This is a genomic window from Paenarthrobacter sp. 10L420 (genome assembly GCF_056395385.1).
Map to the genome: position 1 here is coordinate 66,857 of NZ_JBFTJK010000002.1, position 19,645 is coordinate 86,501.

Here is a 19,645-nt window from a genome sequence, read left to right on the forward strand (position 1 = left end):
GGCTATTCTCCTCGGAGTACTTCGATGGGACGGATGCGTGCGGTCAGCAAGGCCGGGACCAATGCGCCGATGATGGCCACGGCGAAGACCGCGGCGATGCCTGCAGCAATGACGCCGGGGGAGGCGCTCGCCGTGACGGACGTGAGCAGTTGGGAGGCCCCGCCAAATGGACCGCCCTGCCCTCCGGCGAAGCCGCCGCCGGCAAAGCCACCCCCGCCAAAGCCGGCTCCGCGCTGGGTGGTTGGGGCCGCCGTCGTGGTGGTGTTTGAACTGATCAGCGCTGACGCGATACCGCCGCTGGCGAGCGACGCAATAGCCGCACCCACCACGCTGCCCAAGGCCACGAGGACCAGCGATTCAAGGACAAACTGCAGGCCGATAGTGCGGTTCCGGGCACCGATGGCCTTCAACACGCCAATTTCGCGGCGGCGCTCGCGGACCAGCATCACCATGATCAGGAGGATGATCAGTCCGGCTGTAGCCAGTGCTGCAATGAACGCGACCAGGGAGATGTTCTTGACGCTATCCAGAGAGCTGACCGCGGTTTCGAGGTTGCGCTGGCCTTGGGTGACGTCGGCCTTGCCGGTTCCCAAAGCGGACTGGACAGCCGTTTTGGTGCTGTCGACGTTTTCCATGCTGTTGACCGTGACGATCATCGTGGAGAGTTCGTCGGGAGTTCCCGCCAGGGTTTGGGCTTCCGGAAGGGTGACGTAGACGGCGTTGTTTCCGAAGGCGGTTCCGGCGTCGAAGATGCCTGCAACGGTGAACGTCTTGTCCTGGATGGTGAAGGTGGAACCCGCGGTGAGGTTGTTCTTTTGCGCCAGCGTCGTTCCCACCAGAGCCTTTGCCGCCGCCGTGGTGTAGTCGCCCAGGCCCGTGCCGCTGGTGATGTCCAGGGCCTTGCCAGCGCTGTCAACCTCGGCGCCGATACCCGTGGCCGTAATGGGAAGGGTGCGAACTCGTTGGGCGGTGCCTGTGCCCCCAGTGTTACCCGTGGAGCCGTTGCGGTTGCCGAGGGTACCGGCATCGATGGCTGCCGTGAGGTTGGTGGTGACCGAAGGTTGCTGCCCACCGGGACCGAAACCGCCTTGAGCGGCCTGGGTGGTGCTTGTTTCTGCGGTCGCAGTCTGCAAACGCAAAGCCTTAGTGCCGACCACGGACGTAACGTTACTGACGGCGGCGGCCGTCTGAGCTTGAGCAGCGGTGAGCGGTTCGCCACCACCTTCGAAGCCCTGCCCGCCAGCCGGATTCACCGTCAGGGTGGTGCCCACGGAAGCGTTCAGCTCCTGGACCTTGGCACCCACGGCCTGGTTGGCCACAAGCATGGCCAATGCCAGGCCGATCGCTACGGCAAGCACAGCGACTACCGCGGCCGTTCTGATTTTGTTGCGGAAGGCATTGCTTACGCTTCGGGCAAGGACGCTCACGTTTCTCCTTTGGACCTGCTGAGTTCCGCAGACCGCTGGCGCGCGGGCTGCAGGTCCAACACTGCTGAGCGCTGCTGTGCGGAAAGCCTGCCGAAGCTATGCGTGGGCTGTGAAAAGTGGCGGGCTCATCAAGGAGCCAAAAAACCCGTGCCGGGCTCAGAATCCTGAGCCCGGCACGGGTTCACCGTGCAGTCCCGGTGTCAGTGGGAGAAGTTTGCTGAGATTTCGGCGAGGGTGCGCCCCTTGGTCTCAGGCGCGAGCCATTGCGAGAGGACTGCGCCAAGCAATGCGACGGCGGCGGCTACGACCATGCTTGGGCCCAGGCCGATGTTGCTGATCGCCCATGGCAGGGCGAAGGTGCCGAGTGCGGCTCCGATGCGGCTGAAGGCCGCGGCAAAGCCCATGCCGATACCGCGCAGGTGGCCGGGGAATACCTCGGCCGGATAGACCTGGGTCATCGTGGTGTAGCCGGCATTGAAGAAGGAGAAGGCGAGAAACAGTACGAGCACGATGATCGCTGGTGCGTCCGCCCAGACTCCGATGACCAGCAGGATGCCTGCGCAGAGCCACTGCCCGGGCACAGTGAGGATTCGGCGGCCGAGCTTATCAATCAGAAGTACAGTGATGACAACACCCGCGGCTGCAAGTGCAGACAGGCCGACTCCACCGGTCCAGCCGCCGAAGCCGAATTGATCGAGCACGTCGTCGGCGAAGGTCGCGATCGCGAAATACGGAGTGACCGCGCAGAACCAAAACCCTGAGGTGAAGAGGGTGGCGCGCCAGTTCTGCTTCGAGAACAGCATTCCGAAGGAGGCGCCCTTGATTTTGGTCCTGCTCTTCGCGGCTTGGGCCTCCTGGATCATCCTCAGATCGATCTCACCGGTGATGCTGTCGTGCATTTGGGGCGATTCGACATATCTGTGTGCGATCGCGAGTGCTTCCTTGTGTCGTCCCTTTGTAATGAGCCAGCTCGGCGATTCGGGGAGGCCCATGCGGGCGAGGAACAGGACCAATGCGAGTATCGTGCTGGTGCCGATGACCAGGCGCCAGGGGGTGCCGGCGTCGTGCAGGAGCGTGCCGATGATGAATGCCATCATGAAACCGACGTACCAGGCGATCAGAGTCAGCCCGAGCAATCGCCCGCGCAGCTTCGGAGGGGAGAACTCTGATAGCAATGGCCCACCGATTGAGTACTCGCCGCCGATCGCGACGCCCATGAGGAACCGGATGGCGGCCAGCTGGATCACGGCCCCGTCTCCGGAGGTTACGAAGAACTGGGCCGCTGAAGCGACCAGGAACAGTCCCATGTCCACGAGGAACATGGGCTTGCGTCCGAACTTGTCAGTAGCCCAGCCGGCCAGCGGGGAGCCGACGAAGATACCGACCAGCGGGCCCGCGGCGATCATGCCCAGAGATAGTGCGTCGAGCTGGAGCTCTGACCGCATGAGTCCGGTGACGGGGCCGATAATTCCGAGGATGTAACCGTCGAGGAACATCCCACCGATGAAGACAGCGACGAGCCGCACCATAAAGCGGCGTTTGAACTTGGAGCTGGTCTCTTTTGATGTGGAGGTGTCGACGGAGTCCGTCGTCCTGGTCGGATGGATCATTGAGATTTGTTCCCTTCTGGCTTCAGCGCGAACCGTTGACGGCACCAGAGCGCCGTTTCATGGATGCACGGACAGCCGAAGCCCTTAGCGACCGGTGGACGATGCCGACTGGCTTGATGCCAGCCGATATGGCCGCGCAGGACTTGCGAGATGATTTCGGGGTCGGCCACATGTGACATATGACTCATATATCAGAACTCTAAGGGTGCGATCCGCCCGGGTCAAGAGCTTGACAAGTTAATTGGTTGTATGTGGCCGCGTCCGCAAACTCCGGGATTGACGGACACAGAAGCATCGCGGAAAACGGTTCGGGCAAGCGAAAGCCCCGGCCCGCCGGCTGAATGCTGGCGGACCGGGGCTTGCTGTTGCTTGCTACTGCTTGGTGCTAAGCGGTGTTACTTGGTGATCGGCCCGAGTACCGGATCGTCCACGTAGGCCGTCTTGACGTTGGCTGCCGTCACGATCTGCGGCGGGAGCAGGTAAGCCGGAACAGTCTTGACACCGTTCTTGTAGGAATCCTTGTCGTTGATTTCCAGCTGCTTGCCGGCCTGCAGGTCCTTCACCATGGTGATGGCGTGCTCAACCAGCTTGCGGGTGTCCTTGTTGATGGTGGAGTACTGCTCGCCAGCCATGATCGACTTGACGGACTCAACCTCGGAGTCCTGGCCTGTCACCACGGGGAGCGGCTTGCCAGCGGCCTTGACGGACGTCAGCACTGCACGGGCCAGGGTGTCGTTCGGGGAGAGAACGCCATCCAGGGATGCGGTGCCGTAGCTGCCGGTCAGCAGGGTGTCAGCACGACGCTGGGCGTTTTCAGCCTTCCAGCCCTGGGTAACAGCCTGCTCGAAAGCAGTCTGGCCGGAGAGGACCTTGAGCGTTCCGTCATCGATCTTCGGCTTCAGCACGCTCATGGCGCCGTCGAAGAACACCTTGGCGTTGGCATCATCCGGGGAACCCGCGAAGAGCTCGATGTTGTACGGGCCGGAGGGCTTCTTGGCCTTCAACCCGTCCAGCAGGGCCTGGCCCTGAAGCACGCCGACCTTGAAGTTGTCGTACGCCACGTAGTAGTCCACGTTCTCCGTGTTCAGGAGCAGACGGTCGTAAGCAATGACCGTCGCGCCGGAGTCCTTGGCCTGCTTGAGCTGCGTACCCAGCTGCGCGCCGTCGATTGCGCCAACGATGATGACCTTGGCACCCTTGGTGACCATGGCGCTGATCTGGTTCTGCTGCTCGGACACGCCGCCGTTGGCGAACTGGACGTCGGCCTTGAAGCCGGCACCCTTGAGGCCATCGTTGAACAGCTTCTCCGCGAGGACCCAGTTCTCACTGGTCTTCTGCGGAAGGGCGACGCCGATCAGCGAGTCCTTGGGGAACGCTTCCCCGCCAGCAGTGCTGCTGCTTGAGCCGCTGTCAGAGCGGCCGCAGGCTGTCAGCGCCAGTGCCGCGATGGCAGCTACTGCTGCTGCCTTTCCTGCTTTACCAAACATTCGCATATCTTGGTTCACTTTCTGTGTGGTGGGGTGGAGCGAGTCAGGCGGAAACCGGTCAGGCTTCCTTGGAGATGACCTCTTTGGTGGACGTGGTTTCGTCCGGCTTGATTTCGTTGTTGCGCTGGAAGTTCTTCAGCAGCAGGCCAGTGATGGAGCGCTTGCCCTGGGTCTTGTTGTAGACGTCGAAGGCAACAGCGATCAGCAGTACCAGGCCCTTGATGATCTGGGTGAGGTCGGCGCCTACGCCCAGGAGTTGGAGGCCGTTGTTCAGCACAGCCATCACCAGGCCACCGACGATCGAGCCGATCACGGTACCAACGCCGCCGGTAACAGCGGCGCCACCGATGAACACGGCTGCGATTGCGTCCAGTTCCCAACCGACACCATCAAAGGGACCGGATGCGGTGGAGCGGCCAACGAAGATCATGCCAGCGAGGCCTGCAAGGACGGACATGTTGAGCATGACCATGAAGTTGACCTTCTTGGACTGCACGCCGGACAGTTCTGCTGCGTGCCGGTTACCACCCACGGCGTAGACGTGGCGGCCCAGGACGGTCTTGTCAGCGATGAAACCGTAGATCAGGACCAGCACGGCCAGGATCAAACCGGGGATGGGGAAGGACGTTCCGGGGCGGCCGGTAGCGAACAGGTATGTGGCGTAGAGGATGGCACCGCAGATCAGGACCAGCTTGGTGACCTCAACCCAGAGCTCGGGGACATCTGCGCCCAGGGCCTTGTTGGTGGCGCGAGCCCGCAGGGACATGAGGACAACGAATGCCGCAGCCAGGATGCCCAGCAACAAGGTGAGATTGTTGAAGCCCGTGTTCGGGCCAATTTCAGGCAGGTAGCCCGAACCCAGGTACTGGAAGTCGCTGGGGACGGGGATGGTGTTGGATTTGCCCACGAACTGGTTGAAACCGCGGAACAGGAGCATGCCTGCCAGCGTCACGATGAAGGCAGGGATGCCCACATACGCTGTCCAGAATCCTTGCCAAGCCCCGATGATCGCACCGAGTACAAGCCCGAAGAGCACGCCCATGTACCAGGGAATACCCCAGTCCCGGATTGCGAGGGCCACGGAGACACCCACAAATGCGGCTACCGAGCCCACAGAGAGGTCGATGTGGCCGGCAATGATGACCAGGACCATGCCGATGGCCAGGATCAGGATGTAGGAGTTGCCGTTGAACAGGTTGATCACGTTGCCCGGGGTCAGCGTCCGGCCCTCGGTGAAGATCTGGAAGAAGACGATAAGTGCCACCAGGGCGAAGATCATGCCGAACTGGCGGGTATTGCCACCAAATAGCTTCTTGAGCGCGTTCATTGTTTTGGTCCTTGTGTCAGGAAGGGGTGAGTCTGGGCCAACAGGTCAGGCGGCCTTGCGGGAGGACGTCATGAGTTTCATGAGGCTTTCCTGGCTTGCTTCGTTTTTGTCCAGGACACCTGTGATGGCGCCCTCGAAGATGGTGTAGATGCGGTCGGACAGGCCCAGGAGTTCGGGGAGCTCCGAGGAAATGACAATCACTCCCTTGCCCTGGTTCGCCAGCCTCTGGATGATGCCGTAGATCTCGTACTTGGCGCCCACGTCGATCCCTCGGGTGGGTTCATCCAAAATCAGGAGATCCGGATCGGTGAACATCCATTTGGCCAGCACCACTTTCTGCTGGTTTCCGCCGGAGAGCTTGGCCACGCCTTCCTCCACCGACGGGGTCTTGGTGCGCAGGGATTTTCGGTACTCCTCGGCAACCGAGAACTCCTTGCGCTCGTCCACCACCGTGTACTTGCTGATCGCGCGGAGGTTTGCTGCAACCGTGGTGGCCTTGATGTCATCCAGCAGGTTCAGGCCGAGGGATTTCCGGTCTTCAGTGACGTAGCCCAGTCCGGCGTCGATGGCCGCACGGACGCTGCGAAGGTTGACCGGCTTGCCGTCCTTGTAAACCTGTCCCTTGATGAAGCGGCCATAGGAGTGACCGAAGAGCGAGCGGGCAAGTTCCGTGCGGCCGGCTCCCATCAGTCCCGCGAATCCCACGATTTCACCGCGTCGTACATAGAAGTTGGAGCCCTTGCAGATCAGGCGATCCTGGATCTGCGGGTGCGCCACGGTCCAGTCTTTGACCTCGAAGAAGACCTCACCGATTTTCGGCTCATGATCCGGGAAGCGGGACTCGAGTGTCCGGCCCACCATGCCTTTGATGATGCGGTCTTCGTCAACGCCGTCCCGCTTGACGTTCAACGTTTCGATCGACTTGCCGTCGCGAATGATGGTGATCTCATCGGCAATCTGTTCGATCTCGTTGAGCTTGTGGGAAATGATGATCGAGGTGATGCCCTTGCCCTTCAGGCCAAGGATCAGGTCCAGCAGGTGCTGGGAGTCGGATTCATTCAGGGCCGCTGTGGGCTCGTCCAGGATCAGCAGGCGGACGGACTTGTTCAGCGCCTTGGCGATTTCCACCAACTGCTGCTTGCCGACGCCAATTTCCTTGATGGGGGTGTCCGGGTCCTCACGGAGTCCAACTCTGGCCAGCAGTTCGATGGAACGCTTCCGGGCCTCTGCCCAGTCGATGACACCCCATTTGGTTGGCTCGTTGCCCAGGAAGATGTTTTCCATGATGGAAAGTTCCGGGATCAACGCCAGCTCCTGGTGGATGATGACGATGCCCGCAGCTTCGCTTGCACGGATGTCCTTGAATTGCTGCGTCTCGGCCATGTACACGATGTCGCCGGTGTAGCTGCCGTGCGGGTACACGCCGGAAAGAACCTTCATCAGCGTGGATTTTCCGGCGCCGTTTTCTCCACAGATAGCGTGGATCTCGCCGGCCTTTACGCGCAGGCTCACATTCGACAAAGCCTTCACGCCGGGAAATTCCTTCGTGATCGAGCGCATCTCCAAGAGGATGGGTTCGTCTTGCGTGTCAGGGGTTGTTGTCATTAGCCCTTACGCCTCCAATGCATGACTTCGTTGTCGCTCCCCAAACGGCGGAGCTGTCTGATGAAAAAGTAAACTGGATCACCTATCTTGTCGTCAAGACTTGAACACAAGATCCAGCTAACGATTTCGTTACCTACCAGTAATTCCAGCGTGTTGGAACACTAAAGCAGCCGCTCCAAGTGCTTCCGCACGCGCTCCCAGGGACGACATTGCGAGGTGCGTCGTTTCGCCTACAACGGGCACAGCGTGACGAACGAGCCCCCGTCGAATGGGGTCCAAGAGGAGGCTGCCCAGTCCCGCCAGGGGACCACCGACGACGATCACTTCAGGGTTGATTAAGTTGGCGACGTTGCCCAGTGCACGGCCCACGGCAAGGCCGGCATCATCCACGACGCGCTGGGTTGCGGAGTCACCTGCGAGGCAGTTCCGGACGATGTCCTGGGGCGTTAGCGATGTCTCCTTGCCGCGGCCCAGCAACTCAATCATGGTGGTGGTGGAGGCGATGGTTTCGAGGCAGCCGCGGTTCCCACATCGGCATACCAGCCCGTGCTCATGGATGGTCGCGTGGCCGATTTCGCCCGTGATACCCACATTCCCGTAGTAGGGCACGCCGTTGAGAATCAGGCCGGAACCGATACCGGATCCGATCTTCAGGAACATGAGGTTGGATACGCCGCTGTGGGGTCCCCACGTCACCTCTGACAAGGCTCCGAGATTGGCGTCGTTGTCAACAAATACGGGGCAATTCAGGGCTTCTTCGAGCCTGTGGAGGATGTCGATTCCCACCCATTCGGGCAGGATGGCGCCTTGGGCAACGGTCCCTGTTCGGCGGTCAATCGGCCCGGGAATACCCGCGCCTGCGCCAACCACCGCGCTCGGATCGATGCCATTTTCTGCCAGCAATCGCCCCAGTAACCGGACTGCGGCCGCGATGCCCTCCTCCGCATGGTGGCCCAGTGGAAGTTCAATGAAATCCTCGGCGATGACGTGGTAACCGAGTGATGCCAGGACCACCCTGAGGTGGCGTCGGCCAAAGTCGATCCCGACGGCGACCGCACCGTTGCTGTTCAACCTCACGTTGGTTGCCCGGCGTCCGGAGCTGGTGGTTGGCTCGGTGGAAACGAGGCCTGCGTCCTGCATGATTTTCACGATGTTGGACACCGTGGCGGTGGAGAGTCCGGTCTGCCTGGAAAGCTCGGCTTGCGTTGACGGCCCGCTCAGCAAGCACTCGATAATCCGTTGCTGGTTCAGGTGCCGGAGCGCGGATTGCGAGCCGGGTTTTCGTGGTTGGCTCTTCGTTGAGCGCTGCATAGCGGACATGACAAGAAGATTGCCCCAAAAGCAACCTTGTAGTCAAGAAGTGAACACAACGCGACAAGCTTTCTAGACATACTCCAACGCAAGTTGCCCTCAATCCTCCCGTTGCGGGAGCCTGCTTTGCGTGCAATGCGTCCCGGTTCGCATGCCTCCGGGTCCAAATGCCCCGGTCCACTTGTCAGACCACGGGCCTACTCTGGAAACAAGAAGACTTCCGGCCCTCTGCGGTCCGGTACCCGGTGCAACCAAGGTGGTAATGATGCTGCTATCCGTCCTGCAGGCCAACGCTTCCGTCCTGGACGTTGAGGCGAACCTGCGCACAATCGACGACGCCGCCCGGCGCGCCACCCAGGCAGGGGCCGGGTTACTCCTGACCCCGGAGCTCTTTCCGGTGGGCTACGCACCGCTGCGGCTTCACGCCGAATTGGATCCGGCAACGCTTCCGGGCATCCGCGAACGGCTTTCCGGCATCGCCCGCCAGCACAACATCGGACTCGTGTACAGCCTTCCGGCGCCGGCTCCCGAGGACAACGGCTGGCACATCACCGCCACCCTCGTGAACGCCAACGGTGAGGAACTCCTCCACTATGCCAAGGTCCACCTCTTTGGCGGGGAGGAGCGCAAAGCGTTCGTGGGCGCCCAAGAACCTCCCGCCGTCGTGGATTTCAACGGGATCCGCACGTCGATGCTGATTTGCTATGACGTTGAGTTCCCGGAGGCAGTCCGGGCAGCGGCAACTCGTGGGGCTGAACTCCTGTTGGTCCCCACGGCGTTGTCAGTGGGGTTCGACAACGTGCCGCAGGTGCTCATCCGTGCCCGCGCGGTGGAGAGCCAGCTCAATGTGGCGTACGCCAACCACAGTGGACATGAGGACATCTATAACTTCCTGGGCGGCAGCGTTGTGGCCGGAGCGGATGGTTCGTTGCTGGCTGCGGCGGGGGAGTCGGCGTCGCTGCTGTTCGCGGAAGTGGGCACGGAGACGGTGAAAGCCGCGCGCCATGAAGTCCCGTACCTGCGGGAACGCCGCCCTGAGCTCTACCGGAAGTGGGAAGACGGCGCCTAAGCCCCCTCGGGCCCGGACAATCCGGCCACCAACTGGTCCGCGTACTGCAGAGCGATCCACAATTCTGCCCGGACCTGTGCCTGGTTCAGGTCCATGTCGAGCAGCTCACCGAGGACACCTATTTGCCGGCGGACGCTGTTGCGGTGCAAACCCAGGAGCTTGGCGGAACCGTCCCAGCTGCCATTTTCGCTAAGCCAACCACGCAGTACCGACAGTAGCGGGTCACGGCGATCCGGTTCCAAAGACAAAACTGGGGCCAGGAGCCGCTCGGCCAGCATGGTTCCCGCCTCGCGTCCCAGAAGACCAGTCACGGACCACTGCACTTCCTCCACGCGGACACTCTTTCCGCTGGACAACACCCGGCTCCGCAGCGAACCCACCCGCTGATAGGCCGCGGCTAGCCCGGTGAGTTCGGTCGGTTCGCCGATCGCGAGCCTCCACCCAAGCTTCTCGACGTCGGCAAGCAACGCATCATCCACCTTCAAACGGGTGATGGCAGCGAAACCGTAGTCGGTTATTTCCACGAGCTTCGTATCGAACAGCCTGCGCCACTGCAGCAGCTCACGGACGGGGCCGTCACCGGCGGGCCAGTCGGGAGATTCGGCCTTGATGCCCTGCACTACCCGCATTTGGCCGGAGCGCGTCGAGGAAAGGCTCTGCGCCAGCAAGTCTTTGAGTCCGTTGACGTGCTTGGTGCCGCCCGTGGCCAAGGTATCCGGATGCAGGAGCAGAGCCGTGGCAAGCTGGCTCGGAGCGAGGGACCCGCTGGTTCGTTGACGGACCAGCAGCTCCAGCAAACCCACGGCCGACTGCACTACATTGTTCTGCGCAGGCGTCAGCGGAGCGTCCGAACCAAGAATCAGCGCCCCGAGGTTCGCGTCCTTCGTACTGCGCAGGGGATGACCGAACACGAGGGCAGATCCAGGCTGCTCGAAACCGTCCATCTCCACGCGCGGTCCGCTGCCGGTCAGCAACCGTTCCAGCAGTGGCGCCAACAAGGAATGCTCGACGCCGGTGCTGCCGCCGGCATTGTGCCCGCGCGCCCGGACCCGTCCGTCCGCCCCGACCAGCAGCGCCCACACGGGCACCCGTTGGACGAGGGCTGCCAGCAGTTCGTGTTCCGGCCTGGGGGAGAGGACTGCCCGCATGAGTTGGCGATTGGTTTCGGCCAGCTGCCGGAACACGCGGGCATTGTCCGATTCCAGGAGCTGGGAGAACTCCAGCCCAATCGCGGCGAAGGGCACGGACTCCGGAACCTCGAACAGGGTGAGGTTGTGCGTGCGGCAAGCGTCGAGGAGGACGTCCGGGACGGCGTCGAAATAGGGCCTGATGCCGAACCCGAGCGCCGCCACCTTCGCACCCACCAGCCGCCGCACATAGGCGTCCACGCTGGCCGCCGAGCCGCCCTTCCCAAGGAAAGGCAGCCCGGCGGTCAGCAGGAACTCGCCCTCCGGAAGATATGGGGTCGGGTCCTCCAGCTCGCTCGGTTCCACCCAGCGCAGCAGCGAGGCGCCGCTGCCGCCGTCGTGAAGCATTTTCAACTCGGGCGGCAGCTGCTCCAGGAACTGCTCAAGCGTGACGAAACTCAGCCGGGCGGTGGCGGGCTCAGGCAACATTGTCCTGCCCGGCGGCTGCCGGCTCCTGGTAGTCGGGGCACTCGTAGGCGGCATCTTCTTGCGAAGAGCCGGCGTAGACCCGCGGCAATCGCGGCGCAATCCTGTTGATGATTTCATCCCCGTGGCTGCCGATTGCAGCGCCCCAATCGTCGGCGCTCGCCGCACCGGTGGCCGGATCGCCAAACAACACCGCAGTATCGCCGACGTCGATCCCGGTCGCGTCAGGTCCGAGGTCCACCATGAACTGGTCCATGCAGACCTTGCCGATAACCGGGACGCTGTGGCCTCCGATGTTCACCACTGAGCGGCCGCTGATGCCTTTCGGGATGCCGTCCGCGTAGCCAAGGGGAATGAGGCCCAGATAGCGCGGTTCGTAGGTGATGGCCTGGTGTTCGTAGCTGACGCCCGTGCCGGCGGGGACCTTTTTGACCATCACCAACGGAGCCGTGACGCTGAGGGCCGGCCGCAATCCGAAGTCGGTTGGATTGAGATGGTCTGCGGGAGCGAGGCCGTAGATTGCGAGGCCGGCCCGGACCATGTCGAAGTGGAATTCCGGGCGGTCCAGGATGTTGGCTGAGCTGGAAACGTGCCTCAGTTCGGGTTTGAGTCCGGCGGCGCGTGCCTCGCGGACGGCGTCCTCGAACTCCACAACAGCGCTGGCGTTCCCAGGATGCGCGGGCACATCGGCCCACGCCAAGTGGGTCCAGATGCCGCGGACCAGCACGGTGCCGTCCACTTCCGCTTGACGGGCATGCGCCACGAGTTCGGCCCAATCCTCCCTGCGCGCCCCGCCCCGGCTGAGCCCGCTGTCCAGTTCAAGATGTACGACGGCGGGGCGGCCTAGGCGTTCGGCGATGCCTGCCAGCACCTGAAGTTGGTGGACGCTTCCGAGGGACACATCGATGTCGATTTCCAGTGCTTCCAGGATGGTGTCGCTGGTCTGGGATGCCAGATACAGCCACGAAAGGACCGGTTCAGTAATGCCGGCTTTGCGCAGGGCGATGGCCTCGGTGAGCTGTGCAGTTCCGAGCCAGTCAGCGCCGGATTCAACGGCCGTGCGGGCTACTTCCACGAGCCCGTGACCGTAGGCGTTGCCCTTGACCACGGCCATGAAGAAGGGTGCCTTGGTCCGGTCCTTCAGGGCCTTGATGTTGTCTGAAATGGCGGACAGGTCCACTCTGACCTGACCGGAGAGCGCCAGCGAGCCGCCCTCTTGGTACTGTGCAATACGTCTCATGGTTGAACACTATAGGTCATTTTGCACCGTGGTGAGAGGTGGCTCACATGCCAGTCTTGTGGAGGGGAAATCGAAACTACTTTGAAGGGACGTCAAGGGTGACTGTGCCTGTGAACACTCAAACATCAACGGCAGCGAGCATGGCCAGGCCAAGCCTCGGTGCCCAACTCCTGCGCCGCAAGCCGATCGGGCAGATGGCCGACGAGGCCGGAACCGGCGAAGGCGGCACGCCGCTGGTACGCAGCTTCGGGGTCCTCCAGCTGACCATGATCAGCGTCGGTGCAACGCTGGGAACCGGCATCCTGGTGATCCTTGGCGAGTCTGTGCCGCTGGCAGGCCCAGCCATCTGGATCTCCTTCGTGATCGCTGGTTTGGCTGCTCTCTTCTCGGCAGTGTCCTACGCGGAAATGGCCGGGCTCGTCCCCGTGGCAGGCTCCAGCTACTCCTACTCCTACGCCACCATGGGCGAGGGCATGGCCTGGATCTGCGGTTGGTGCCTGGTACTGGAGTATGCGGTGTCCGTGGCAGCTGTTGCAGTAGGTGCCGGCCAGTACGTCAACGAGACCCTGGCCGCGTTTGGACAGGTCCTGCCCGATGCCATGAGCCAGCCGCCGGGCGACGGTGGGGTAATAAATGTTCCCGCCGTGGTGATCGTGGTCCTCGCCATGATTCTGCTGGTTCGGGGCGCCCGTGAAAGCGCATGGATCAACACTGCGATCGTCATCATCAAGGTAGCCATCCTGATCTTCTTCTGCGCGGTAGCTTTCACCGCTTTCAACGCCGGGAACTTCGAGCCCCTCATGCCGATGGGTGCCGCCGGTGTCTCCGCCGCAGCCTCAAGCGTGTTCTTCTCCTACATCGGATTCGATGCCGCCTCCACCGCTGGCGAGGAAGCCAGGAACCCCAAGCGGGACCTGCCACGCGCCATCTTGCTCTCCATGGTGATTGTCACCAGCATCTATGTCCTGGTGTCCGTTGCCGCAATCGGTGCCCGTCCGTGGGGCTGGTTCGATGGCACGGAAGCTGCCCTGGTCCAGATCCTGCATGAGATCACCGGACAGCCGTGGATCGCCCTGGTCTTCTCTGTCGGTGCCGTGCTTGCCATTGCCAGCATCGTGCTGACTGTCCTTTACGGCCAGACGCGCATCCTGCTCTCGATGTCCCGCGATGGCATGGTGCCCAAAGTTTTCGGCCGCGTTTCCCCCCGCACCGGCACTCCAGTCGCCGGAACCCTGATCGTAGGAACCGCCGTCGCCCTCACCGCGGGCCTGGTCCCGCTGGGTGCCTTGGCTGACGCAACGAGCATCGGTACGCTCTTTGCCTTCGCGCTGGTCAACGTCGCCGTGATCTACCTCCGGCGCAACCGCCCCGACCTTGACCGCAGTTTCCGGGTTCCGCTGTACCCGATCACCCCGATCCTGGGCACGCTGATGTGTGCCTTCCTGATGCTCAACCTCGGCGCTGACACCTGGATCACGTTCGGTGTTTGGATGCTGGTAGGCATCGCCATCTACTTCGGCTATGGACGCCGGAATTCCAAGGTAGCCGCGCTTAGCGATGAGGACTACCGTGAACTGACCACCAGGGCCGTGAGCCCGGAAACTGTGAAAGCCGCAAACTGATGACAATCGCTACCGAACTTCCCACAGCCGACGTCGCCGCTTCCGCGGCGGAGGCAGGCGAAGCCCCCATCACTATGCTGAACCCGGACTTTCCCTTCAGCTATGACCATTACCTGGCCCACCCGGACGGACTCGGAAGCATTCCGGAAGAGCTGTACGGCACGGAAGTAGCCGTCATCGGCGCTGGCCTGTCAGGGCTGGTCACCGCCTATGAGCTCATGAAGCTCGGCCTCAAGCCCGTGATGTACGAGGCCGACCAGATCGGTGGCCGTCTTCGCACGGCGAGCTTCCCCTCGGCGCCCGGCGTCGTAGCTGATCTTGGTGGCATGCGCTTCCCGGTCTCCGGCAAAGCCTTCTATCACTACGTGGACCTTCTTGGTTTGGAAACGCAGGACTTCCCCAACCCGATGGCCCCGGCAACATCCAGCACCGTGATCGAACTCGCAGGCAAGAAGCACTACGCCACGACGGCCGATGAGCTGCCGGAATTTTTCCGTGAAGTGGCCGATGCGTGGAAGGCGGCCGTCAACGATGGCGCTGCTTTCAATGAAATGCAGGAAGCCATCAAGGCCCGCGATACCAAGCGGATCAAGGAACTCTGGAACGCACTCCTGCCCGAATTGGATGAGCAGACGTTCTACGGATTCATCGCAGCCAGCAAGTCCTTCAAGGAAGCCGGCTTCGCCCACCGCGAAGCTTTCGGCCAGGTGGGCTTCGGCACGGGCGGCTGGGACACCGATTTCCCCAACTCCATCCTGGAGATCCTCCGGGTTGTCTACACCGACGCAGACGACCAGCACCGGCTCATTTCGGGAGGAGCGCAAAGGCTTCCCGAGTCGCTGTGGAACCACGCGCCGTCGGACCTTAAATACTGGCCGCAAGGCACGTCACTGTCGTCGCTGCACTCCGGCTCGCCGCGCGGAGCCGTGGACAACATCCGCCGCGCGGACAACGGGGACCTGGTAGTCCGCGAAAACTGGGGACGCGAAGCCACGTACCAGGCGGTGGTAACCACGTGCCAGTCGTGGTTGCTGTCCACGCGCATCCACACCGAAGAGGCATTGTTCCCGGCCGAGCTGTGGACGGCGATCGAGCGCTCCCACTACATGCAGTCGTCCAAGACATTCGTGATGGTGGACCGGCCCTTCTGGAAGGACATCGATCCGGAAACCGGACGCGAAGTCTTGTCCATGACGCTCACCGACCGCCTCAACCGGGCCACATACTTGCTCGACGACGGCCCTGACAAGCCCGCTGTCATCCTCTTGTCCTACACATGGAACGATGACGCGCTGAAGTGGCTTGCCCTCACTGCCGAAGAACGCGTCAAGCTGATGTTGCACTCGCTGGAACAGATCTACCCGGGCGTGGACATCGCCCGCCACATCGTCGGGCAGCCGATCACTGTGTCCTGGGAAGCGGACCCCAACTTCATGGGTGCTTTCAAAGCCAACCTGCCGGGCCATTATCGGTACCAGCAGCGGCTCTTCACCCACTTCAAGCAGGATCAGCTGCCGGAAGGCCAGCGCGGCATCTTCCTCGCCGGCGACGACGTCTCCTTCACCGCAGGATGGGCCGAGGGCGCCGTGACCACAGGCCTGAACGCAGTGTGGGGAGTGGTGAACCACTTGGGCGGATCATCCGTCGCAGGCAACCCCGGTCCGGGCGACTTGCTGGACGAGTTTGGCCCGATTTCCCTGGACTAGCGCATTCTTAAGACGCGTGCATTTCCCTGTGTGCCGCGCCGAGGTCCTTGTAGTGGGCGGCGTTGTGCTTGACGCCCTCGAACTCCTCGTCGGTCAATTCGCGGCGCACCTTTGCGGGGACGCCCGCTACGAGTGAGCGTGGCGGAATGACTGTGCCTTCAAGGACCACGGCGCCGGCCGCAATGAGCGAGCCCGTGCCAATCACTGCGCCGTTGAGGATGGTGGCGCTCATACCGATGAGGCAGTCGTCCTCCACAGTGCAGCCGTGGACCACTGCGCTGTGCCCAATGGAGACGCGCTCGCCAACGGTGCAGGGGAATCCGGGGTCGGCGTGCAGGACCACGTTGTCCTGCAGGTTGGAGCCGGCGCCGACGCTGATGGCAGCCGTATCGGCACGGACCGAAACCCCGTAAAAGGCGCTGGAGTCCTCGGCCAAAGTCGCTTTGCCGATGATGGAAGCGGTGGGCGCGACGAACGCAGATTCATGGATGGCCGGGGTGTCCCCGGCGAAAGTGTAAGAGGGAGCCATGAGCCCAGCCTAGTTGGGTGCGGGGGTGCGCAGGACCAGGAACTGGTAGTGCTGCGTCCAGTTGCCCGCCCCCGGCCCGGACTCGACACCGATACCCTCCGGCCAGGTCCGGAAATGCTCAATCGAGCCGTGCTCGCCGAAGATCCGCCGAAGGGTGTCGTCGCTGCGGCGACTGAAGAAACGTCGGGGTTCTTCCACGTCCTCCGGGTTGAGGACCTCTTCATCCTCACCTGACCAAAGCCCGACGGCGATCGGCCCACCAGCCGCGCTGACCCGCACAAGTTCGCTGACGACGTCGTGAATCCTGTTGTTGGGGACGTGCAGAAGGGTGCTCATGGTCCACACGGCGGAGAAGACTGAATCGGGAAACGGTAGCTCACGACCACTCGCAACCGAGCAGTCCAACCCGGCCGAGCGCGCCACGTGAACGCTCTCCGAGGATAGGTCCACGCCGGTGTAGTGCAGGCCTGCACGGACGAACTCCAACCCCTCAACCCCGGTCCCGCAGCCCAGCTCGAAGACGGAGTGCCGGTGCTCATCCTTCAGAAGCCGGATGAACCATTCCCGGCACTCGACGCGGTGTGGGGTGAGGGCGCGCGTGTTCCGGACGGGTGCTTGGCGGTCGTAGAAAACTGCGAGGTCAGCTTCGTGGTCAGCTTCGGGGATGCCCTGCATACCCCCAGCTTAGGAGTGGCGCTAGTTGAATACCACGGTGCGGGTGCCGTCCAAAAGCACGCGGTGTTCAGCGTGCCACTGGACTGCCTGGGCCAGGGTGCGCCCCTCCACGTCGCGGCCCATCTGGACGAACTGGGCGGCAGTGCGGGCGTGGTCCACGCGGATGACTTCCTGTTCGATGATCGGCCCCTCATCGAGGTCGGCCGTCACGTAGTGGGCCGTTGCACCGATGATCTTCACACCGCGGGCGTGGGCCTGGTGATACGGCTTGGCGCCCTTGAAGGACGGCAGGAACGAGTGGTGGATGTTGATGGCCTTGCCGTTCAACTCCGTGCAGAGCTCGTTGGACAGGACCTGCATGTACCGGGCCAGGACCGTGAGCTCGACGTCGTGCTCGGCAATCAGTTTCAGGAGTTCGGCCTCGGCCTGCTGCTTGGTCTCAGGTGTCACGGGAATGTGGTGGAACGGGATGCCATAGAACTCCGCCAGCGACTCAAGGTCGCGGTGGTTTGAAACAATCGCCGGAACCTCGATGGGCAACGTGCCGGTCCGCTGCTGGAACAGGAGGTCGTTCAGGCAATGCGCATCCTTGGAACACAGGATGATGGTGCGGACTTTCTGGCCCACCGGGTTGATCTGCCAGGTCATGCCAAAGGTCTCTGCAACCGGACGCAGTGCGGCGGTCAACTGGTCCTGCGAGGACGCTGTGGTTGCCTCCACGCGCATGAAAAAGTTGCCGGTGCTGGGGCTTCCGTACTGCTGGGAGTCAGCGATATTGCAGCCGGCCTCGAGGAGGGCTCCGGCTACCGCATGGACGATGCCGGGGCGGTCCGGGCAGGAGAGTGTTACAACGAAAGCGGTGGAGTCAGTCACACGATCAAGCCTACCTGTGCTGCCTTGTTGTACTGTTAACGGGTCGCAACTGGCGTTGGGTGGACTACCACCAGGGAGCGGCAATCACGAAGACCACGGATCGTACGCCTGGGCCGAGGGTCATGTCTTACCGCTGCACGCACGTGACCGATCCCTCCGTCATCAAGGGGACGCGGGAATGCTGCTGCCGGTAGCCTGACCTGTAGCACCACCCGTTGCCTAGCCAGGAGATCTCCGTGCCTACCACCACCACTTCCGCGTCTGTCAGCAACCAGTCGCTCGCTGAGCTCGATCCCGAGATCGCAGCAGTCCTCGACCAGGAACTCGGCCGCCAGCGCGGCACCCTGGAAATGATCGCCTCCGAAAACTTCGCCCCGCGCGCAGTCATGGAAGCACAGGGCTCCGTCCTGACCAATAAGTACGCCGAGGGTTACCCGGGCCGCCGCTACTACGGCGGCTGTGAATACGTCGACGTCGCGGAGCAGCTGGCGATCGACCGCGTCAAGGAACTCTTCGGCGCCGAGTACGCCAACGTCCAGCCGCACTCCGGTGCCCAGGCAAACGCCGCAGCACTGTCCGCCATGATCACCCCGGGCGACAAGATCCTCGGCCTCTCCCTGGCACACGGTGGCCACCTGACCCACGGCATGAAGCTGAACTTCTCCGGCAAGCTCTACAACGTAGCTGCTTACCAGGTTGAAGAAGACACCTTCCGCGTGGACATGGACAAGCTCCGCGAGCAGGCTATCGCCGAGAAGCCGCAGGTCATCATCGCCGGCTGGTCCGCTTACCCGCGCCACCTCGACTTCGCTGCCTTCCGCTCCATCGCCGACGAAGTTGGCGCACTCCTGTGGACGGACATGGCACACTTCGCCGGACTGGTTGCAGCAGGCCTGCACCCGAGCCCGGTGCCGCACTCCGACGTCGTCACCTCCACCGTGCACAAGACCCTCGCAGGTCCGCGTTCCGGTGTGATCCTGGCGAAGCAGGAGTGGGCCAAGAAGCTGAACTCCAACGTCTTCCCGGGCCAGCAGGGTGGCCCGCTCATGCACGTCATCGCCGCCAAGGCTGTTGCCTTCAAGATCGCCGGCAGCGAAGAATTCAAGGAGCGCCAGGAGCGCGTGCTCGAGGGTGCCAAGATCATCGCTGATCGCCTGAACCAGTCCGACGTCGCCGAAGCCGGCGTCTCGGTCCTCACCGGCGGCACCGACGTCCACTTGGTCCTGGTTGACCTGCGTAACTCGCAGCTGGACGGCCAGCAGGCTGAAGACCTCCTGCACTCGGTGGGCATCACCGTGAACCGCAACGCCGTTCCGTTTGACCCCCGCCCACCGATGGTCACCTCGGGCCTCCGCATCGGTACGCCTGCCCTGGCTACCCGCGGATTCGGTGCCACCGAGTTCACCGAGGTTGCCGAGATCATCGCCACCGCCCTGAAGGCTGGCTCCGCTACCGACGTCGAGGCCCTCCAGGCCCGCGTGGACAAGCTCGCCGCCGACTTCCCGCTGTACCCGCAGCACGAGCAGTGGTAACCCACGCATAAAGCATCAC

15 protein-coding genes and 1 riboswitch are annotated in these 19,645 nt (G+C 62.7%); of the genes, 4 read left to right on the forward strand and 11 right to left on the reverse strand.

Annotated features, from left to right (window positions below; translation table 11 throughout):
• Positions 1 to 2: 2 nt before the first annotated feature.
• From AC1DD5_RS05550 to AC1DD5_RS05575, 6 genes are all read right to left on the reverse strand, one after another.
• Entirely contained in the window at positions 3 to 1,427 is a 1,425-nt protein-coding gene (locus AC1DD5_RS05550; protein WP_477520799.1) for an ABC transporter permease, read from the reverse strand.
• 200 nt (positions 1,428 to 1,627) lie between these two features.
• Positions 1,628 to 3,037, reverse strand: coding sequence for an MFS transporter (locus tag AC1DD5_RS05555; RefSeq protein WP_477520800.1), 1,410 nt, complete (start codon positions 3,035 to 3,037; stop codon positions 1,628 to 1,630).
• A gap of 395 nt (positions 3,038 to 3,432) precedes the next feature.
• Entirely contained in the window at positions 3,433 to 4,530 is a 1,098-nt protein-coding gene (locus AC1DD5_RS05560; RefSeq protein ID WP_442002705.1) for a substrate-binding domain-containing protein, read from the reverse strand.
• A gap of 52 nt (positions 4,531 to 4,582) precedes the next feature.
• Complete coding sequence (gene mmsB, locus AC1DD5_RS05565) at positions 4,583 to 5,851, reverse strand: multiple monosaccharide ABC transporter permease (protein WP_442016690.1); 1,269 nt, start codon at positions 5,849 to 5,851, stop codon at positions 4,583 to 4,585.
• A 45-nt stretch (positions 5,852 to 5,896) separates the two neighbouring features.
• Positions 5,897 to 7,456: a multiple monosaccharide ABC transporter ATP-binding protein gene (gene mmsA, locus AC1DD5_RS05570; RefSeq protein ID WP_442002597.1), complete on the reverse strand. Its 1,560-nt coding sequence runs from the start codon at positions 7,454 to 7,456 to the stop codon at positions 5,897 to 5,899.
• Positions 7,457 to 7,585: 129 nt separating this feature from the next.
• Positions 7,586 to 8,776: an ROK family transcriptional regulator gene (locus AC1DD5_RS05575; protein WP_442002598.1), complete on the reverse strand. Its 1,191-nt coding sequence runs from the start codon at positions 8,774 to 8,776 to the stop codon at positions 7,586 to 7,588.
• A gap of 253 nt (positions 8,777 to 9,029) precedes the next feature.
• Between AC1DD5_RS05575 and AC1DD5_RS05580 the strand changes: the two genes are divergently transcribed.
• Entirely contained in the window at positions 9,030 to 9,836 is an 807-nt protein-coding gene (locus tag AC1DD5_RS05580; protein WP_477520801.1) for a carbon-nitrogen hydrolase family protein, read from the forward strand.
• Here the strand turns inward: AC1DD5_RS05580 and AC1DD5_RS05585 are convergent.
• Complete coding sequence (locus AC1DD5_RS05585; protein WP_477520802.1) at positions 9,833 to 11,452, reverse strand: PucR family transcriptional regulator; 1,620 nt, start codon at positions 11,450 to 11,452, stop codon at positions 9,833 to 9,835. The genes AC1DD5_RS05580 and AC1DD5_RS05585 overlap by 4 nt on opposite strands.
• Entirely contained in the window at positions 11,442 to 12,689 is a 1,248-nt protein-coding gene (alr, locus tag AC1DD5_RS05590) for an alanine racemase (RefSeq protein ID WP_477520803.1), read from the reverse strand. The genes AC1DD5_RS05585 and alr overlap by 11 nt, the downstream gene beginning before the upstream one ends.
• Before the next feature lie 140 nt (positions 12,690 to 12,829).
• On the opposite strand from alr, the gene AC1DD5_RS05595 reads away from it, so the two are divergent.
• Both AC1DD5_RS05595 and AC1DD5_RS05600 read left to right on the forward strand, forming a co-directional pair.
• The gene (locus AC1DD5_RS05595; RefSeq protein ID WP_477520952.1) at positions 12,830 to 14,311 is read left to right on the forward strand and encodes an amino acid permease; all 1,482 of its coding nucleotides are present in this window, start codon (positions 12,830 to 12,832) and stop codon (positions 14,309 to 14,311) included.
• Positions 14,311 to 16,017: a flavin monoamine oxidase family protein gene (locus AC1DD5_RS05600; RefSeq protein WP_477520804.1), complete on the forward strand. Its 1,707-nt coding sequence runs from the start codon at positions 14,311 to 14,313 to the stop codon at positions 16,015 to 16,017. The genes AC1DD5_RS05595 and AC1DD5_RS05600 overlap by 1 nt, the downstream gene beginning before the upstream one ends.
• 7 nt (positions 16,018 to 16,024) lie before the next feature.
• Here the strand turns inward: AC1DD5_RS05600 and AC1DD5_RS05605 are convergent, their stop codons facing one another.
• Genes AC1DD5_RS05605 through purU form a run of 3 tightly spaced genes read right to left on the reverse strand, consistent with a single transcriptional unit; the run spans position 16,025 to position 18,094 of the window.
• Positions 16,025 to 16,546 carry a gamma carbonic anhydrase family protein gene (locus AC1DD5_RS05605; RefSeq protein ID WP_477520805.1) on the reverse strand — a complete coding sequence of 174 codons (522 nt, stop codon included), beginning with the start codon at positions 16,544 to 16,546 and terminating at the stop codon, positions 16,025 to 16,027.
• A 9-nt stretch (positions 16,547 to 16,555) separates the two neighbouring features.
• On the reverse strand, positions 16,556 to 17,221 hold the full coding sequence (locus AC1DD5_RS05610; RefSeq protein ID WP_477520806.1) for a class I SAM-dependent methyltransferase: 666 nt from the start codon (positions 17,219 to 17,221) through the stop codon (positions 16,556 to 16,558).
• Between the two features lie 21 nt (positions 17,222 to 17,242).
• Positions 17,243 to 18,094 carry a formyltetrahydrofolate deformylase gene (purU, locus tag AC1DD5_RS05615; protein WP_477520807.1) on the reverse strand — a complete coding sequence of 284 codons (852 nt, stop codon included), beginning with the start codon at positions 18,092 to 18,094 and terminating at the stop codon, positions 17,243 to 17,245.
• Positions 18,095 to 18,129: 35 nt separating this feature from the next.
• Positions 18,130 to 18,215: riboswitch (ZMP/ZTP riboswitch) on the forward strand.
• Between the two features lie 115 nt (positions 18,216 to 18,330).
• Here purU and glyA point away from each other — a divergent pair.
• A complete protein-coding gene (gene glyA, locus AC1DD5_RS05620; RefSeq protein ID WP_477515262.1) occupies positions 18,331 to 19,626 on the forward strand; it encodes a serine hydroxymethyltransferase in 1,296 nt (431 codons plus the stop codon).
• The last annotated feature ends 19 nt before the right edge of the window (positions 19,627 to 19,645 follow it).

Coding starts and splice junctions, on each gene's coding strand:
- AC1DD5_RS05555 (WP_477520800.1), bottom strand. CDS start 3,037: ATGATCCATCCGACCAGGACGACGGACTCCGTCGACACCTCCACATCA.
- AC1DD5_RS05560 (WP_442002705.1), bottom strand. CDS start 4,530: ATGCGAATGTTTGGTAAAGCAGGAAAGGCAGCAGCAGTAGCTGCCATC.
- mmsB (WP_442016690.1), bottom strand. CDS start 5,851: ATGAACGCGCTCAAGAAGCTATTTGGTGGCAATACCCGCCAGTTCGGC.
- mmsA (WP_442002597.1), bottom strand. CDS start 7,456: ATGACAACAACCCCTGACACGCAAGACGAACCCATCCTCTTGGAGATG.
- AC1DD5_RS05575 (WP_442002598.1), bottom strand. CDS start 8,776: ATGTCCGCTATGCAGCGCTCAACGAAGAGCCAACCACGAAAACCCGGC.
- AC1DD5_RS05580 (WP_477520801.1), top strand. CDS start 9,030: ATGATGCTGCTATCCGTCCTGCAGGCCAACGCTTCCGTCCTGGACGTT.
- AC1DD5_RS05585 (WP_477520802.1), bottom strand. CDS start 11,452: ATGTTGCCTGAGCCCGCCACCGCCCGGCTGAGTTTCGTCACGCTTGAG.
- alr (WP_477520803.1), bottom strand. CDS start 12,689: ATGAGACGTATTGCACAGTACCAAGAGGGCGGCTCGCTGGCGCTCTCC.
- AC1DD5_RS05595 (WP_477520952.1), top strand. CDS start 12,830: ATGGCCAGGCCAAGCCTCGGTGCCCAACTCCTGCGCCGCAAGCCGATC.
- AC1DD5_RS05600 (WP_477520804.1), top strand. CDS start 14,311: ATGACAATCGCTACCGAACTTCCCACAGCCGACGTCGCCGCTTCCGCG.
- AC1DD5_RS05605 (WP_477520805.1), bottom strand. CDS start 16,546: ATGGCTCCCTCTTACACTTTCGCCGGGGACACCCCGGCCATCCATGAA.
- AC1DD5_RS05610 (WP_477520806.1), bottom strand. CDS start 17,221: ATGCAGGGCATCCCCGAAGCTGACCACGAAGCTGACCTCGCAGTTTTC.